At 63.8% G+C, this 17891-nt stretch carries 12 protein-coding genes; 7 read left to right on the plus strand and 5 right to left on the minus strand.

Translation table 11 applies throughout. The features are described 5' to 3' along the window. Positions 1–188: 188 nt before the first annotated feature. The gene (locus KBA32_RS01490) at positions 189–521 is read right to left on the minus strand and encodes an SMR family transporter (protein WP_294354223.1); all 333 of its coding nucleotides are present in this window, start codon (positions 519–521) and stop codon (positions 189–191) included. 149 nt (positions 522–670) lie between these two features. Here KBA32_RS01490 and KBA32_RS01495 point away from each other — a divergent pair, with 149 nt between their 5' ends. Continuing rightward, positions 671–1636, plus strand: coding sequence for an integron integrase (locus tag KBA32_RS01495; RefSeq protein WP_294354369.1), 966 nt, complete (start codon positions 671–673; stop codon positions 1634–1636). 206 nt (positions 1637–1842) lie between these two features. On the opposite strand, the gene KBA32_RS01500 is transcribed toward KBA32_RS01495, so the two are convergent. Both KBA32_RS01500 and glnE read right to left on the minus strand, forming a co-directional pair. Beyond that, entirely contained in the window at positions 1843–2832 is a 990-nt protein-coding gene (locus tag KBA32_RS01500) for a Dyp-type peroxidase (RefSeq protein ID WP_294354226.1), read from the minus strand. Further along, positions 2771–5509 (minus strand): bifunctional [glutamate--ammonia ligase]-adenylyl-L-tyrosine phosphorylase/[glutamate--ammonia-ligase] adenylyltransferase, encoded by a 2739-nt coding sequence (gene glnE / locus KBA32_RS01505; RefSeq protein ID WP_294354229.1) that lies wholly within the window; start codon positions 5507–5509, stop codon positions 2771–2773. The genes KBA32_RS01500 and glnE overlap by 62 nt, the downstream gene beginning before the upstream one ends. Positions 5510–5718: 209 nt before the next feature. Here glnE and KBA32_RS01510 point away from each other — a divergent pair, with 209 nt between their 5' ends. From KBA32_RS01510 to KBA32_RS01535, 6 genes are all read left to right on the plus strand, one after another. Next, entirely contained in the window at positions 5719–9723 is a 4005-nt protein-coding gene (locus tag KBA32_RS01510; protein ID WP_294354232.1) for a YhdP family protein, read from the plus strand. After that, on the plus strand, positions 9704–10540 hold the full coding sequence (locus KBA32_RS01515) for a carbon-nitrogen hydrolase family protein (RefSeq protein ID WP_294354235.1): 837 nt from the start codon (positions 9704–9706) through the stop codon (positions 10538–10540). The genes KBA32_RS01510 and KBA32_RS01515 overlap by 20 nt, the downstream gene beginning before the upstream one ends. A gap of 33 nt (positions 10541–10573) precedes the next feature. After that, a complete protein-coding gene (gene tldD / locus KBA32_RS01520) occupies positions 10574–12031 on the plus strand; it encodes a metalloprotease TldD (protein WP_294354237.1) in 1458 nt (485 codons plus the stop codon). 81 nt (positions 12032–12112) lie between these two features. After that, entirely contained in the window at positions 12113–13192 is a 1080-nt protein-coding gene (gene aroG / locus KBA32_RS01525; RefSeq protein WP_294354241.1) for a 3-deoxy-7-phosphoheptulonate synthase AroG, read from the plus strand. An 84-nt stretch (positions 13193–13276) separates the two neighbouring features. Then, the gene (locus KBA32_RS01530; RefSeq protein WP_294354243.1) at positions 13277–14821 is read left to right on the plus strand and encodes a glycosyltransferase family 39 protein; all 1545 of its coding nucleotides are present in this window, start codon (positions 13277–13279) and stop codon (positions 14819–14821) included. Positions 14822–14992: 171 nt separating this feature from the next. Next, positions 14993–15865 carry a decaprenyl-phosphate phosphoribosyltransferase gene (locus KBA32_RS01535; RefSeq protein ID WP_294354246.1) on the plus strand — a complete coding sequence of 291 codons (873 nt, stop codon included), beginning with the start codon at positions 14993–14995 and terminating at the stop codon, positions 15863–15865. Positions 15866–15870: 5 nt separating this feature from the next. Here KBA32_RS01535 and tcdA read toward each other — a convergent pair whose 3' ends face one another. Together tcdA and KBA32_RS01545 are read right to left on the minus strand one after the other, a co-directional pair. Beyond that, a complete protein-coding gene (tcdA, locus tag KBA32_RS01540; RefSeq protein WP_294354248.1) occupies positions 15871–16707 on the minus strand; it encodes a tRNA cyclic N6-threonylcarbamoyladenosine(37) synthase TcdA in 837 nt (278 codons plus the stop codon). Further along, entirely contained in the window at positions 16704–17807 is a 1104-nt protein-coding gene (locus tag KBA32_RS01545; RefSeq protein ID WP_294354251.1) for an HD domain-containing phosphohydrolase, read from the minus strand. Before KBA32_RS01545 ends, tcdA begins: the two co-directional genes overlap by 4 nt. Positions 17808–17891 lie beyond the last annotated feature (84 nt).

Raw genomic sequence — 17891 nt, forward strand, 5'->3', positions numbered from 1 at the left:
ATGTCAAGGTGATTTCCCCGAAGGACGTTGCCAAGGTTCAGGTGGCACTCGGACGAGTTGAGGACCGCACCTGGGCAACATCGGCTGAAGCATACGAGGCGGGGCTACAAGAGGACGCCCCTAACGTTTGAATTCACCGGACTGCGCGGCTTTTTGCGCAGGTCCGGTGGAATGATGGGTTGGGCGGTTCATGAGTGAGAGACGGACTTGGAAAACAGATTGAGAACAACAACGCCAGCCACGATGAGCGACATGCCTATGATTGCCGGAAGATCAAGAGCTTGCCCATAGAGAACCCACGCAACCAATGCAATTAGAACGATGCCAATTCCGGACCAGATTGCGTAGGCCACCCCAACTGGAATTGTTTTGAGCGTGAGTGAGAGGAAGTAGAAGGCCAGCGCGTAGCCAATGGTGACAATAACTGAAGGCCATAGACGCGAGAAACCTTCCGATGCCTTCAAGGCCGATGTGCCGATGACCTCACTAATAATCGCTGCGGTCAGAAGTATCCAGTGCATTTGCGGTGATCCTCAGTATTGAGACGCCCAACTATTAAGTGAGCCTCCTAAAAGGAGGGGTAAGTACATCTGATTGTTCTAAAAAAGTTCTTAAAAATCATCTGAGTGGTTTAGAATTCGGCCTCCGAAACTTCCCGCCAAATACGTCGATGACTCAACAGCCTCCGCGTTTGCTGGATCGTGTTCGCGAGCGCATCCGTTACAAGCACTACAGCTTAAGGACCGAGGAATCCTATGTCCAGTGGATACGGCGCTTTGTCCTGTTTCATGGCAAGCGTCATCCTTCCGAGATGGGCGCGCCGGAGGTCGAGGCGTTTTTGACGTCGTTGGCGGTTGAGGGGAACGTGGCGGCGTCGACGCAGAATCAGGCGCGGAGCGCGTTGTTGTTCCTCTATAAGGAAGTGCTGGGGAGCGAGTTGCCGTGGCTCGACAATGTGGAGCAGGCGAAGAAACCGCGTCGCTTGCCGGTGGTGCTGAACGAGGATGAGGTTCGCTCCCTTCTGGCCGCGCTCGACGGCGTTGCCTGGCTGGCGGCGGCCTTGCTCTACGGCGCGGGGCTGCGCTTGATGGAGTGCTTGCGTTTGCGCGTGCAGGATATCGATTTCAAGCGCCGCGAGATCCTCGTGCGCGACGGCAAGGGCTTCAAGGACCGGGTGACGATGTTGCCGGCGAAAGTCGCCACGCGGCTGCAGCAGCATCTCGTCGCCGTGAAGGCGGCGCATGAAACGGACCTGGCCGAAGGATTCGGCGAAGTCTATTTGCCCTATGCCCTGGAGCGGAAATATCCGAACGCGGATAAAAGCTTGGGGTGGCAGTATGTTTTTCCGGCGGCTAAACGGTCGCTCGATCCGCGTTCCGGGAAGGTTCGGCGGCATCACCTCGATGGGCAGGCGATTCAGCGCGCCGTCAAGCAGGCGGTGGTGCGTGCCGGCATCGTCAAGGCGGCGACGCCGCACACGCTGCGTCATTCCTTCGCCACGCATCTGCTGCAGAACGGGCAGGACATCCGCACCGTGCAGGAGCTGCTCGGGCACGAGGATGTGCAGACGACGATGATTTACACCCATGTTTTGAACCGGGGCGGCCGTGGTGTCACGAGTCCGCTGGATAACTGATCGATGAACCTGAAAACCTCACTGCAAAGGCGCGAAGGCGCAAAGATCGCAAAGGAAACAACGGGTTGATCGTACTTGACCATTCGCCCTGTGGGTCAAGATGGAAGACAGGTGCTGTTCGCGTAGCGCTTTGATTTTCTTCGCGAACCTTTGCGATCTTTGCGCCTTTGCGGTGAAGAACCGGGTTTTTCAGGTTAACCAGAGTCTCAGAGGCCGAGTTGCGTCAGGTCGAGCTGTCCATCCCTTATCGCCGGACACCAGTAGTAGGCGCCAGAGACCGGCTGGGTGAATTTGAACAGCGCGTCGACGACGCCGTCTTCGTTGCCAACCATGCGGTTTAGTTGTGCTTCGAAAGCAGCGAAGGCGCGGCCGAAGGCGACGAACATCAGGCCGCCTTCATTGCCGTCAGCCCACGGCATCGAGCGACGGAGGACGAAAGCCTCCGGCGTGAAGCTTTCCTGCGCCGTACGCTTGACGTGGGCCGATTCCGGAGCGTCGTCCAGTTCTTCGTTGTCCGTGCGGCGGCGACCGACGGTGTTGTCTTGCTCGCTGCCGGACATCGCTTCAAAGCGGTCGAAGCGGTGCGCCCAGCGCTGGACGGCGACGAAGCTGGAGCCCGCCAGTGCCGATGCGCCGCCGACGATAGCCGCGCTGACCGCCTCTTCTCCGATCGGATTTTCGGTTCCGTCTTCGTAGCCCGAGAGGTCGCGGCCGTTGTCATGCTTGAACGCGTCGCAGATATCCTTGAGCTCAAAGGCAGGCGAAAGGGCTTGGGTCATTCGGCGCGAGCGGTGCAGGAGTTCGCCGCGGTCGTCGCCGCGCAACCAGATCCAGACGGCTTCCGGTGCGCGTTCAATGGAAAGTCCCGGGGCCGTAATCAACGGAAAATGGTTCAGGCCCTGAATGTTCGCATCCAGGGCGGCGGTGAGCGTGAGGCCAAAGCCGACGACGGTGTTTTCCCCGTCTGCCAAGTCGCGCAGAGCGCGCAGGCACGAGGGGACACTGACGGGATTGACGAGATCGAAGGAGAGGTAGCGCGCGTTCGTTGGGATAGGGAGCAGGATCCCTGCTTGTGGTTCGGTCATGGAGCGGCTTTCAGGATATTCAAAGGGAGTTCCAGGATTAATCGAAAAATCAATCGAATACGTACGACCACAGGGAGCGTACGGTTTCGATGCGCCGGGCGTAGGCGTCACGCTCGACGCGTGCGCCGCTAATGCCGTCGAGGCGGAAGGCGTGTTGCAGGCGCCGGTATTCGCGGTAGGTGACGCGCGTGGCTTCGGCGAGGTCGGCCGGGATCAGCCCGAGTTCGGCGGCGATGCCGAGGAGCGCGATATTGCCGAGGTTGCCGCACAGGCGCTCGTGCTGGTGTGCGTAACCAAGGATCAGGTATTGCACGATGAACTCGACGTCGATCAGGCCGCCGGGGTCGTGCTTGACGTCGAAATACTCCTCGCTGTTCGTGGCGTGGCTGTCGAGCATGCGTTTGCGCATGGCCAGCACTTCCTCCTTGAGCTTTTCCAGATCGCGCGGCTGGCGCAGGATTTCGATGCGGATCGCTTCGAAGCGCGCGCCGAGTTCGGCGTCACCGGCGCAGAAACGGGCGCGTGTCAGTGCCTGATGTTCCCAGACCCAGGCCTTGTTCAATTGGTAATCACGGAAGGCTTCGATTTCGCTCACCATCATGCCGGCGTCGCCGTTGGGGCGTAGCCGCAGGTCGGTCTCGAAGAGGATGCCGGCCGAGGTCTGGCTGCCCATCCAGGTACTCATGCGTTGGCCGAGGCGGGCGTAAAGTGCGCCGACGTCGGGTGCCGGGTCGTTGTGTACGAAGACCAGGTCGAGGTCCGATCCATAGCCGAGCTCCTTGCCGCCAAGCTTGCCATAGGCGATCACCGCGAATTTCGGCGGCTGCTCGGGATGCGGATGGCGGTCCTTGAGCTTGGCCCAGCACAGGTCGAGCGTCGTCTTGACGACGATGTCGGCCAGTTGCGTGAGGTGGTCGGCCAGCCGCTCGACGGTCTGCAGACCGGCGATGTCCTGCGCGAGCAAGCGGAAGACCTGGGCGTGGTGCGTTTCGCGCAGGATGTCCATCTCGCGTTCGGTGTCGCCGACGCACTCGTTCAGGCGGAACTGCATTTCGCTGATGAAGCCGTTCCAGTCGGTGGCGATCTCGTAGAGGCGCGGGTCGAGGACTTCGTCGAGCAGGATCGGGTGGCGCGTCAGGTAGGTGGCCGCCCACACCGAACTGCCGATGATTTCAGCGAGCTTGGTCAGCGTTTGCGGATACTGCTGCAGTAGCGCGAGATAGGCGCCGCGCCGGCTGATCGTCTCGAAGAAATCGAGGCCGCGCTGCCAGGTTGCGTCCGGCGTCTTGGTTGCCGCCGATGCTTCGATCAGGCGCGGACCGAGCGCATCGAGCCGTTCGCGGATTTGCGCCGGCAACTGCTGGTACTTGGCACTCTGGCGGAAGCCCTTGAGGCGATCGAGCATCGCTCTTGGCTGGCGGAAACCGAGTTCGGCGACGGCTTCCAGGGCGTCGTCACCGTCGATCTGTTCGAACCACAGCCCGCTCAGACCGTGCGCGCCTTCCTCCGGCTCCGAGAAGATCTGCTCGAAATGGCGCGCGACGCGCTCGCGATGGACGTCAAGTACCGAGAGCAGCGTCGGCCAGTCGGAAAAGTCCATCGACGCGGCGATCAGTGCGCGGTCCTCGTTCGTGGTCGGCAGCATGTGCGTCTGCGCGTCGTTGATGTACTGCAGGCGATGTTCCAGTCGGCGCAGGAATTCGTAGGCTTCGAACAATTCCGTCTCGCTGTCTTCCGGCAACAGGCGGCGGGCGACGAGCAGCGGCAATACCTTGAGCGTCGGCCGGATCTGCAGCGCCGGATCGCGGCCGCCGCGTATCAGCTGGAAGACCTGCGCCATGAACTCGATCTCCCGGATACCGCCGGGACCGAGCTTGATGTGGTCGGCCATGTCCTTGCGCGCGACCTCGCGGCGGATCTGCGCGTGCAGGTCACGCATCGCGTTGATGGCGCCGAAGTCGAGGTACTTGCGGTAGATGAAGGGGCGCGCGATGCGTTCAAGCTGCGCATTCCACTCGGGCTGCAGGTTGTCGCCCGTGTTCATGATGCGCGCCTTGATCCACGCGTAGCGCTCCCACTCTCGGCCTTGCGTGATCAGGTAGTTCTCGAGCGAGGTGATCGAGCAGACGAGCGGCCCCGAGTCGCCGTTCGGGCGCAGGCGCATGTCGACGCGGAAGACCTGGCCGTCGCCGGTGATCTCGCCGAGCGCGGCGATCAGGCGTTTGCCGAGCCGGGTGAAGAAGTCGTAGGCCTCGATCTTGCGCCCGCCGTTCGGGGTTCCGGCCGTATCGCCGTCTTCCGGATAGATGAAGATGTAATCGACGTCGGACGAGACGTTCAGTTCGCGCCCGCCGAGCTTGCCCATGCCGATGACGAGCATGCGCTGCGGTCGCCCCGGCTGGTCGAGCGGCTCGCCGAACTGTTCGACGAGTTGGCGATGCAGGAAGTCGAGCGCGTAGTTGGTCGTGAAGTCGGCGAGTTGCGTCATCGTCTCGACGACCCCTGCGAGCGAAATCGTGCCGCCGATGTCGCGCACGATGAGCGCCGCCATGACGCGCTGGCGAAGCCGGCGCAGGCTGCGTTTCAGACTGTCCTCGTCGGCCGGGGCTTCGTTCCGGAGAAACTCCTCCATGAGCGGCAAGTCCAGATCGCGCTCCGCCTGCTCGCGCAGCCAGTCGGTGATTTCGGGTCGGGTTTCTACGAGCTGGCGCAGGTAACGGCTATGCGCCAGTGCCGGCGCCCATTCGGCCGGAATCGAGGGAGTGTGGGGTTCTGGCGTGTCGGTCATGTTTTAGTCTGATTGAACGAGGCGGCGAAGGCGGTGCCTGCGCCAGCCGGCCGCGGGGCCGGCGCGTTTCAACGCCGGCTTCAAATCGGGCGGCGCCATCGGGTCAAGCCGTTACCCGGTACAATTGCGCCTTCCACGCTTTCAATGCTGCACGCCATTCTAGTGACCCTCCCCGAACTTAGGCAAAGACTTCCACAGGTGATCGTCTGATGATGCGCCGGGAAGAGTTGCGGCCGGCGCTTTACCACCGTTTTCACGCATTGGTGCCGTTCCTCGCGAGCCGCCATGCTGCGCGTCTTTGGCGCACGCTGGTCTGGGGCTTCTGGATCGTCTATTTCGGTTTTGTCGCGTTGGTGCTGCTGTTGCGCTATAGCATCCTGCCCAATATCGAGATCTATCGACCCGACATCGAAAAGATGGTCAGCCAGCATCTCGGCCAGCCGGTCAGCATCGGTCGCGTCGAAGCCAGCTGGGACGGTATCAACCCCGATCTGACGCTGCGCGATGTGCGCGTCGCCGATGCGCAGGGACGGCCGGCGCTGGCGTTCTCGGAGGTCGAAGCCATCCTGTCCTGGTGGTCGGTGCCGCGAGGGACGATCCAGCTGCGCCTTCTGCGCATCGACGAGCCGACACTCAACATTCGGCGCGACTCGTCCGGGCAGTTCCTGGTCGCCGGAATTCCGCTCGGCCAGACCGATGGCGGCGGCAATATCGCGGACTGGATACTCGATCAGCGCCGTATTCGCATTCTGGGCGCGACGCTGGTCTGGGAGGATGAGGTGCGCGCGGCAGCGCCGCTCATCCTGGAAGAGGTGGACTTCGCGCTCGATAACGACGGACGGCAGCATCGTTTCGGGCTGACCGCGCTGCCACCCGGCACTGCAGCGTCGCGAGTCGACGTGCGCGGTGACTTGCGCGGGCGCAGCTTCGAGCATCTGGCGGCATGGTCAGGGAAGCTCTTTGCCGAAGTCGATTCGGCCGACCTGGCGGTCTGGAAGCAGTGGGTCGATTACCCCGTCGCCCTGCCGCACGGTCACGGGGCTTTCCGTGCCTGGGTTGAACTCACCGAAGGCCGTGTGCGCGAAGTGACGAGTGACGTGTCGTTGCGCGACGTCAATCTGCGCTTGGCCGGCGATCTGCCGCCGCTGGAACTCGAAAGCATGTCCGGACGTGTCCGCGTCGGCCTGGCCGGGAAGGGTTTCCTGGTCGATGGTAAGCAGCTTGAACTGGCGACCCGGGTGACCGATTCGGTGAGTCCGGCGACGCGAATCGAACCGATGGACTTTCACGTCGACTGGAAACCGTTGGCAAAGGAGGCGGGTGGTGCCGGCAACGCGAGCGCCAGCACGCTTGATGTGGGTGCGCTGGCGCGGCTGGCCCGGCACCTGCCGCTCGACGCGCGGACACGTCTATTGCTCGAAAAGTACGCGCCGCACGGTCGGGTGAGCATGGCGACGGCAAAATGGACGGGGAACGCCGAAGCGCTGCAGACCTACTCGTTCAAGGCCGCTTTCGAACAAATGGCGCTCAAGGCGCAGGGCTACTTCCCGGGATTCTCCGGCCTGTCCGGTTCGTTCGAGGCGAACGAAGCGGGGGGGCGCGTCAGCCTGGAGTCGCGCAAGTCGACGCTCGACCTGCCCGGCGTATTTCCGGTTTCCTTGATCGAGCTCGATTCGCTCAACACCGACGCGCGCTGGAAAATTGAAAAAGGTGCGCTCGACGTCGAGTTGCTGCGCGCCGAGTTCGCCGGCCCGGAAGCGGCCGGGACGGCCAGGGGCAAGTATCGCAACACCGGCAGCGGTCCCGGCATCATCGACCTGAAGGCCGCCTTGTCGCGCGCCGACGCCCGCGCCGTCTGGCGCTACATGCCGCATGAGGTGGGCGAGGGCGCGCGCCTGTGGTTGCGCGATTCGCTGCTGGCCGGAACGTCGAACGACGCCAAATTGACGCTGCGCGGCGATCTCAACGACTTTCCGTTCCTCGACAAACGCAAGGGTGAGTTCCTGGTGAACGTCAAGGCGCGCGACGTCGTGCTCGACTACGGCAAGGGCTGGCCGCGTATCGACGGCATCGACGGCGACTTGCGCTTTGAAGGCAACGGTATGGTCGTCGAGGCGCAGCGCGGCACACTGCTTGGTGCGAAGCTCAGCAACACGCGCGCCGAAATTCCCGACTTCGACAAGCCGATCTCGACGCTCCAGGTCAAAGGGCGCGCGGAAGGGCCGACATCCGAGTTCCTCAAGTTCATCGAGAAAAGCCCGGTCGCCGAGCGTATCGACCGTTTTACCGAAAACATGCGCGCCAGCGGCAATGGACACCTCGATCTCGATTTGTTCATCCCGCTCGATGAAACGAAGCTTGGTGAATCGAAGGTTGAGGGCACCTATTCCTTCAAGAACAACGAAGTGACGGTCGACTCGGCACTGCCGCCGATCCAGCAGGTCAACGGCAGCCTGAAGTTCTCGAGCAACGATCTGCGCGTGCCGGAGATCAGCGGCGTGTTGTTCGGCGGGCCGGTCAAGATCAAGGGTGGAACGCAGAAGAACGGCCGCGTCCTGATCGATGCCAGCGGCACGGCGAACATCGAGCAGTTGCGCAAACAAGTGAAGTCGCCGCTGATCGACCGGCTTTCGGGCTTCGCGTCGTATCGCGGCGAGATACTGATCAACAAGCGCGACGCCGATCTGGTCGTCGAGTCGACGCTCGTCGGACTCGAGTCGTCGCTTCCCGCGCCATTCGCCAAGGCGGCGAGTACGACGCTGCCCTTGCGTTTCGAGAAGAAACTCCTGCCTGCGCCGACGCCGGTCAAGGGAAAACCCGCGAGCGTGCCGGCGCGCGACCAGCTGACGCTCGCTCTGGGCGAAGGCGGCAGTCTGCTCTCGTTGCAGATGATCCGGCGCAACCAGGAGGGGGGCTTCGTCACCGAGCGCGGCGCAGTCACCGTCGGCCGTCCCGTGCAGTTGCCGGAAAAAGGGATCGCCGTCGGGGTGACGCTGAAGCAACTCGATCTGGACGCCTGGCGGCAGGCATTCAAGACGGAAGAAGCAGCACCGGGCGACGCTTCAACATCTTCGATGCCCGATTCGATCAGCCTCCGGACGGGCGAACTGACGGTCTTTGGCCGGCATTTCAAGGATTTTGACCTGGCGGTCGTTCCCGTTTCCCCGGATCAGCTGAAGATGTATTTCAGTTCGCCCCAGGCAAGCGGCGACGTGCTCTGGGACGGGGCCGGACGGGGCAAGCTGACGGCGCGGCTGAAGAAGCTGTGGCTTGAACCATCGGACCCGACGATCGCGTCGCTGGCGCACAAGGAGGTGGACGAACTGAAGGAGCTGCCGGCGCTCGACGTCATCGCCGACGACTTCGCACTCGGCGTTCGCAAGTTCGGCCGCCTGGAGCTGCACGCGCTGAACGAAGGCGGTACCTGGCGGCTGAGCCAGGTGAAGATGAGCAATCCGGACGGCGAGCTGTCCGGTAGCGGGCGATGGCAGGTCGGCGGCGGCAAGAGCCGGACCGCGCTTGATTTCGCGATAAACAGCAGCGACGTCGGCAAGCTGCTTGAGCGCGTTGGTTATCCCGGTACGGTGCGCGGCGGCACCGCCCATCTCGAAGGTACGCTCAGCTGGAATAACTCGCCCGCCGATCTCGACTATAAGTCGCTGGGTGGCGATATGCATCTGGAAGCGGCCAAGGGGCAATTCCTCAAGCTCGATCCGGGCGCGGCCGGAAAGCTGCTCGGCCTGATCAGCCTGCAAGGCCTGCCGCGCCGCATTTCGCTCGATTTTCGCGATGTCTTCAGTTCGGGCTTTGCCTTCGACAGCATCGCCAGCAAGCTCTCGGTCAAGGACGGCGTGATGCGCACCGAGAGCCTGCAGATCGACGGCCCCGCGGCGCGCGTCGTCATGCGCGGTGAAGTGGATCTGGAGAAAGAGACGCAGCGGCTCAACGTCGTCGTGCAGCCGGAGATGGGGGGGACGGCAGCGCTCGGCATCGGCCTCGTCAATCCGGTTGCCGGTGTGGCGACCTGGGTGGCGCACAAAATGCTGCAGAACCCGCTCAACCAGATCTTCGGCTTCGAGTACCTGGTTACCGGCACCTGGGATGATCCCAAGGTCGACAAGGTTTCCCGCAATGACCCGGCAACGGGCCAGCACGCGCCGGCCGTGAGCGGTGCCAAGGAGGAAGGAGCAGGCAATGAACCGGCCAGCAAGTGAATCCGTGTCCGATGGCGGCAATGTCCGCGTCGCGGCGCTGCAGATGGTGTCGACGCCGCGCGTCGAGGAGAACCTGAAGACGGCTGCCGGCCTCGTCGCGCAGGCCGTGGCGCAGGGCGCACAGCTCGTCGCGTTGCCCGAGTACTTCCCGATCATGGGGTTGTCCGACGCCGACAAGTTCGCCGTGCGCGAGGTCGACGGGCGGGGCGCGATCCAGGACTTTCTCGCCGCGACCGCGCGCAAGCATGGCATCTGGCTCGTCGGCGGCTCGCTGCCGCTCGTCGCCGCCGAGGCGGGCAAGGTGCTCAACTCCTGCCTGGTGTTCGACCCGCAGGGCGAGCGCGTGGCGCGCTACGACAAGATCCACCTCTTCGGCTTTCAGAAGGGCGCCGAGCGCTACAACGAGAGCGCGACGATCGAAGCCGGTTCGCAACCGGTCGTGTTCGATGCTCCGTTCGGGCGCGTCGGCGTCTCGATCTGCTACGACATCCGCTTCCCCGAGCTTTATCGGGCGCAGGGCGCCGTCGATCTGCAGATCATCCCGGCGGCCTTCACCGAAACGACGGGGCGCGCGCACTGGGAAATTCTCCTGCGCGCGCGCGCCATCGAGAACCAGTGCTATGTGCTGGCTGTCGCACAAGGGGGCAAGCACGAAAACGGCCGCGAAACGCACGGCAACAGCATGTTGATCGATCCCTGGGGCATCATCCTCGATCGCCTGCCCAAGGGACCGGGTGTCGTGGTCGGCGACGTCGATCACGCGCGCATCGCGGACGTCCGCGCCAGTTTGCCCGCACTCAAGCACCGCGTAATGTAACTTTGTAGAAATGTTGAAAGAACGGGAAAACCCATGACCGCCAAAGCCCAATCCCTGCTCGTGCAGGCGCAAAAGACCCTGCTGACGCCTTACGGCCTCGACGTGGCCGATCTGAACAAGGTGTTCGCGTCGATCATGACGCACGACGTCGACTACGCGGACCTCTACTTCCAGTACAGCCGCTCCGAGGCGTGGAGCCTGGAGGAAGGGATCGTCAAGTCGGGCAGCTTCAACATCGACGAAGGCTTCGGTGCACGTGCCATCTCGGGCGAGAAGACCGCCTTTGCCTATTCGGACGACATCAGCCCGCTGGCGCTCGGCGATGCCGCCTCGGCCGTGCGCGCCATCGCGGCGGCCGGGCAGAAGCGGAAGACGAAGGTGCCGGCAACACGGAACATGGTCGGCCACGCGCTCTACGTGCCGCATGACCCGCTCGCCTCGCTCGACGCGACGGCCAAGGTCAAGCTGCTCGAACGCCTTGAAGCCTACGCACGGGCCGAAGACCCGCGCGTCACGCAGGTCATGGCGCACATCGCCGGCGAGTACGAGGTCGTGCTGATCGCCGGCAGCGACGGCCGCCTGGCCGCCGACATCCGGCCGCTGGTGCGCGTCTCGATCACTGTTTTCGTCGAAGACGCTGGTGGCAAGCGCGAACAGGGCTCGTCGGGCGGTGGTGGGCGCACCGATTACGGATTCTTCACCGACGACGTGCTGCGCCGCTACGCGCGCGAAGCCGTGCATCAGGCGGTGGTCAATCTCGACGCCAAACCCGCGCCGGCCGGCACGATGACCGTCGTCCTCGGCTCCGGCTGGCCCGGCATCCTGCTGCACGAAGCCGTCGGCCACGGGCTCGAAGGCGACTTCAACCGCAAGGGCAGTTCGACCTTCTCCGGCCGCGTCGGCACGCGCGTCGCCGCCAAGGGCGTCACCGTCATCGACGACGGCACGATCCCCGACCGGCGAGGGTCGCTCAACATCGACGATGAGGGCAACCCGACGCAGCGCACCGTGCTGATCGAGGACGGCATCCTCAAGGGCTACATGCAGGACAGCCTCAACGCCCGCCTGATGGGCGTCGACCCGACCGGCAACGGCCGGCGCGAGTCGTTCGCGCACCTGCCGCTGCCGCGCATGACCAACACGACGATGCTGGCCGGCGACAAGAGCGTCGACGAAATCATCAAGTCGGTGAAGAAGGGCATCTACGCGGTCAATTTCGGTGGCGGCCAGGTCGACATCACCAACGGCAAGTTCGTCTTCTCGATGTCCGAGGCCTACCTGATCGAGGACGGCAAGGTGACGACGCCGGTCAAGGGCGCGACGCTGATCGGCAACGGGCCGGACGCAATGAACCAGGTGTCGATGATCGGCAACGACATGCACCTCGACCCCGGGGTCGGCACCTGCGGCAAGGACGGCCAGAGCGTCCCGGTCGGCGTCGGCCAGCCGACCTTGCGTATCGACGGGCTGACGGTGGGCGGCACCGACTAGCCTCCGCGTCAGGGCGTCGTCTGGGGCATCGAGTAAAATCGTGCCCCTTCTCTTTTTTGAAACTGGAACCAAGGAAGCTCAATGAACCTGATCAGCAAACCGAATACCGACGACCTGCGTATCAAGGAAATCAAGGAACTCGTGCCGCCGTCGCACGTGTTTCGCGAGTTTCCGGTCGGTGTTCAGGCGGCGCAGACGACACACAGCGCGCGCCAGGCGATTCACCGCATCCTGCACGGTGCGGATGACCGCCTGCTGGTCATCGTCGGGCCGTGTTCTATCCATGACGTCGATCAGGCCATGGAATACGCGCGCAAATTGCAGGCCGAGGTGCCGCGTTTCGAGAAGGATCTCTTGATCGTCATGCGCGTCTACTTTGAGAAGCCGCGCACGACGGTCGGCTGGAAGGGGCTGATCAACGACCCGCGTCTCGACAACAGCTTCCGCATCAACGAAGGGCTGCGCCTGGCGCGCGGCCTCCTGCTCGAAATCAACGAACTGGGCCTGCCGTGCGCGACCGAGTTTCTCGACACGATCACGCCGCAATACACGGCCGATCTCATCGCCTGGGGCGCGATCGGTGCGCGCACGACCGAGTCGCAGGTGCACCGCGAGCTGGCTTCCGGTTTGTCGTGTCCGGTCGGCTTCAAGAACGGCACCGACGGCAACGTGCGCATCGCCATCGACGCGATCCGTGCCGCGCAGTCGCCGCACCATTTCCTCTCGGTGACCAAGGGCGGCCACTCGGCCATCGTGTCGACGACCGGCAACGAGGATTGCCACGTCATCCTGCGCGGCGGCCAGGCGCCCAATTACGACGCGGCGCACGTCGACGCGGCGGCGAAGGAAATCTCGGCGGCGGCGCTCGCTTCGCGCGTCATGGTCGATTTCTCGCACGCCAACAGCAACAAGGAGTACAAGCGGCAAATCGACGTCGCAGCGGACGTCGCCGGTCAATTGGCGAGCGGTGAAGATCGCATCTTCGGCGTGATGGTCGAGTCGCACCTCGTCGAGGGCCGGCAGAACCTGACGCCGGAAAAGCCGCTCGAATACGGCAAGAGCATCACCGATGCCTGCATCGGCTGGGATGACTCGCTCCTGGTGCTGGAAACGCTGGCGAAGGGCGTGCGTGAACGCCGTTTGCACAAGGCGACGCAGTAGGTCCGGCCCAAGGTGCTAAACGGCGCCAACACAGAGGCCGCAGAGACACAGAGAAGGTCGGTCTGCCTTGCGGGTGGTTTCTCCGTGTTGAATGCGTTTGGTTTCAGTCGTGCGCCGTGGTTCTGGCTGGCAGCGCTGATCGTATTCCGTCTGTGGTTCTCCGTCGCCTTGCCGATGACCGGCGACGAAGCGTACTTCGTGCTCTGGGGCGAGCATCCGGCAGGCGGGTACTACGACCATCCGCCGATGGTCGGCTGGTGGCTGAGCGGCCTGCTCGCCTTCGGGCGTGCCGAATGGCTGCTGCGCCTGCCGGCGTTGCTGCTGCCGCTCGTCCTCGCTGCGTGCGCCTGGTGGCTGGTGCGCCCGCATGGCGCCGACCGGGCACGCGGCGCCGCCGTGCTCGTGTTGCTGCAGCCGGCCAACGTCTGGAACGTCCTGATCACCACCGATACGCCGGTCATCCTCTTTTCCATGCTCTCGGTGCTCGCCTATGTCGCGGCCCTGCGCGCTGCGGCGTACGCGCGGCGGGCGCTGGCCTGGCACGCACTGGCGGGGCTGTTGCTGGGCATGGCCTTCCTCGGCAAGTACTTCGCGGCGCTGCTCGGTGTCGCGTACCTCGTGCACGTCGTTTTCGTCCGCCGCGACCGCGGGCGCTGGGCCGGTTTTGTCTTCCTCCTGCTCGCGGTGCTTCCGGCGCTGATCTACAACCTGTGGTGGAACAGCGGCCATTGCTGGGTCAATGTCCTCTTCAACTTCATGAATCGCAATCCGCGGCCCATGTCGTCGGGACTTTCGTGGACGAATCCGGCGCTCTACGCGGTATCTCTGCTCTATCTGGCGACGCCGTGGGTGTTGTTGGCGTTGTTCCGACAGCGCGGCGGCGTGCGTCTGGCGATGCGCGACTCGGTGGCGGCCGGCGCCGTATTCTGGCTGATGGCGATTCCGCTCGGCCTCTTTGGTCTGATGTCGCTGGGGCGGTCGATCGGGCTGCATTGGCTCGCTTCCTTCATTCTGCTGATCGCCGTCCTGGCCGCGATCGCCGTGCCGCGCGACACCTTGCAGCGGCTGCTGCGCTGGTCGGCAGTTCTTGCCGGTGTGCACGTGCTGATCGTCATCCTCGTCAGCGTGCTGCCGATGCAGCTTTGGCGCAGCAACAAGCTCTACGACGGCATCGTGATGACCGTGCGCGCCGACGAGGTGATTGCGCAACTTGAGCCGTACGCCGCGGATTACCTGTTCGCCACCGGGAGTTACTCGTCTTCGGCGACGCTCGCCTACAACGCCAACCGGCCGTTTGCAGTTTTCGGCGAAGGATCGTTCCACGCCCGCCAGGACGACTTCCTGACCGACTGGCGCGCGCAGGACGGACGCAACGTGCTGATCCTGCAGAAGGGCGCCAGGAATGTGCCGGATGCGGCCGACTACGCGCCGTATTTTTCCCGTGTGGAGTTTCGGCAGTTCGAACTGCACGGCGTCCGCTTCGACGTCGTCCTCGGCCAGGGTTTCAACTACGCCGTCTATCGTGACCAGGTGCTCGCGCACGTGCGCGAGCGTTTCTACCAGATTCCTGCGTGGTTGCCGCAACACGGCTGCGAGTTCTGCGAGCGCTACTTCCCGGACGAACGATGAACCTGAAAAACTCGGTTCTTTACCGTAAAGGCGCAAAGATCGCAAAGGTTCGCAAAGAAAATCAAAGCGCTACGCGAACGGCACCTGTCTTTCATCTTGACCCACAGGGTGAATGGTCAAGTACGACCCACCTGTTGTTTCCTTTGCGATCTTTGCGGTGAGGTTTTTGGGATGAATCAGCTGGCACTTCTCCTCAAGCTCCTGCGCCCGCATCAGTGGGTCAAGAGCGGCTTCGTTTTCGTCGGCCTGCTCTTCGGGCATGTGTGGAACAACGGTCCGGTCGTGCATCAGGTGCTTCTGGCGGCGGTTGCCTTTTCGCTGGCCGCCTCGGCGATCTACGTCTTCAACGACATGGTCGATCGCGAGCGTGATCGCGAGCATCCGGAAAAGCGCAGGCGTCCGCTCGCTTCAGGCCAGGTCAGCCCGACGCAGGCGCTGCTGCTCGCCGGTGCCTGCCTGATCGTCGCGCTGGTCTTTGCCGCCGCCGCTTCGCTGGCCGTGCTCGCCATCGTCTCGGCGTACGTTCTGCTCAACGTCGCGTATTCGCTACGCCTGAAGTACATCGTCCTGCTCGACGTGTTCATCGTCGCGACCGGCTTCATGCTGCGCATCCTCGCCGGAACGCTCGGCGTCGGCATCGCGCCGTCGCACTGGATGATGCTCTGCGGGTTGATGCTGACGCTGTTCCTCGGCTTTGCCAAACGGCGCGCCGAACTGAATGCGCTCTCCGGTCACGGCGGTAGTCACCGCAAGGTGCTCGACGACTACGATCGGACACTGCTCGACGAACTGACCGGCATCTGTGCCGGCGGCGCGATCATCAGTTACAGCTTGTATACGGTGAGCGCCGACACCGTCGCCATGCACGGCACCGGCAATCTGATTTTCACCGTGCCCTTCGTCATCTACGGGGTTTTTCGTTACCTGTATCTGCTGCACCGGCGCGGCGGCGGTGGCGATCCGTCGGCGGCGCTGCTGCAGGACTACCACCTGCTCGTCGCCTTCTGCGGCTGGCTGGCCTCCGTGCTCCTGCTGTTGCGCTGAACGCGTCAGCCGCCGGCGAGGTGGCGCAAGGCCGCGCTGGCCGCGAACAGGCCGAACGGCGCCGTCACGCAGACCGATGAACCGTAGCCGGCGCAGTTGAGCCCGGCCAGCGTCGGCGGTTCGTCGCAAGTGGCGCCGCTTTCCGGGTAGCGCAAGGGCTCGGTGGAGAACACCGCCGGGATGCCGAATTTCTTCTTCAGGTCACGCGTGAACCCGTCGTTGGCGTACTCCTTGCGCAGCGTCGAGCGCACCTTCGAGAGCAGCGGGTCCTGGATGGTCTGCGCGAGGTCGGCGATCTCGATGCGTGTCGGGTCGATCTGTCCGCCGGCGCCGCCCGCGGTGACGACCGGAACACCATGACGCTTGCACCAGGCGATCATCGCCGCCTTGGTGCGCGCCTGGTCGATCGCGTCGATGACGAAATCGAAGCCGCGGCCGAGCAGCTGGTCGAGGTTGTCCGGCGTGACGAAGTCCTCGATCTCCTCGGTCCTGCACGCGGGGTTGATGGCCAGGATGCGCTCGGCCATGGCGCGCGTCTTGGCCTTGCCGAACTCGTCGCCGAGCGCGTGGATCTGCCGGTTGACGTTCGACTCGGCGACCATGTCGAGGTCGACCAGCGTGATGCGGCCGACCGCCGAGCGCGCCAGCGCCTCGGCCGCCCAGGAGCCGACGCCGCCGATGCCGACGACGCAGACGTGCGCGGCCTGGAAACGGTCGAGCGCCTCGGCGCCGTACAGACGGCGGACGCCGCCGAAGCGGCGTTCGAAGTCGGCTTCAGTCGATGGGCTTGAAAGGGGGGGGCTTGCCGGGGTGTCGGAGTGCGTCAGAGCGATATTCGTCATGCTTCAAGGGTCTTGTGTATCACCTGGTTGAACGGTTCGATCCATTCCGGCGCGAACTGGTTGTCGCAGGCGTTGATTTCGGCGATCGCGCGCAGCACCGAGCGGTTGCGGCCGCGGTGGATGTGCTTGAGCATGACCGCCTCGAAGGCGTCGACGATCGCCAGGATCTTGGCGCCGTCGCAGATCTGCTTCAGCTTCAGGGCGTTCGGATAACCCAGGCCGTCGGGCATCTCGTGGTGCTGCGCGACCATCTCCGCCGCCGGCCCCCAACCGTCCATGCGTGCCAGGAGGCCGGCCGCGTAGTCCGGGTGCGTGCGCATCACCTGTTTTTCCTCGTCGGTCATGCGTTCGACCTTGAGCCACACCGGCTCCGGCAGGAACATCATGCCGACGTCGTGCATGTAGACGGCCGCTTCGAGTTGCAGCGGGTCGATCGGCTTGTTGCGCAGCTGGTTGGTCTCGCTCGCCAGGCGCAGCAGGCGCGTCGTCCGTCCCTTGAACAGTGGCGAGCGCGCTTCGAGCTGGTTGGCCAGCGTGCGGAAGAAGCGCAGATCGTCGGCTTCCTGCGACTTCGAGCGGCTGGAGATCGACGAGCTGCGTCCGCGGAACAGCGCCGATGCAGCCACCGGCCGGAAGCCCGTCACCGCCTCGATCATCTCGCCGGCCGCGTCGTCCATGTCCGGAGCAGCTGCGATGGCCATCCTTTCCAGTCCCTGGAGCAGCGGCAGCAGGCGCAGGTTGTCGAGCGACTTGTGGGTGAGCAGCCCTTCGACGGCCAGCTCCAGGCGGTCGATGGCGAGGAGGATGGCTTCGGCGAGGATGTCGGTAAAGGCGATCTCGTTGTTGCGGAAGCGTGCCAGCACGGTCTCGATCGGATGCACCAGCGCCGTTGCCATGTCGACCTTGCACAGCGTCGCGTCGCCCTTGATGTTGTGCACCGCGCGGAAGAGACTGCTGATGATTTCGCGATCTTCGGGGGAGCTTTTCAGCTTGGCGATATCGCGCTCGATATTCGGCGTCTGGTCGATCAGGGCCTCGAAAAACTCTTCCAGACCGTCGCGGTCGTTGATTGAGGGGGCGATGATCGTGCGAATATCCATTTTGCCTCTCCCGGGAATTTCGTCCTCGAAGTTTAGCCCAAAGCCCCGGCGAAAGCCCGCGTCGAGCGCAGGCGAAGCCGGCGA

Origin of the sequence: Propionivibrio sp. (assembly GCF_017995515.1) — a bacterium.
Classification (GTDB): Bacteria; Pseudomonadota; Gammaproteobacteria; order Burkholderiales; family Rhodocyclaceae; genus Propionivibrio.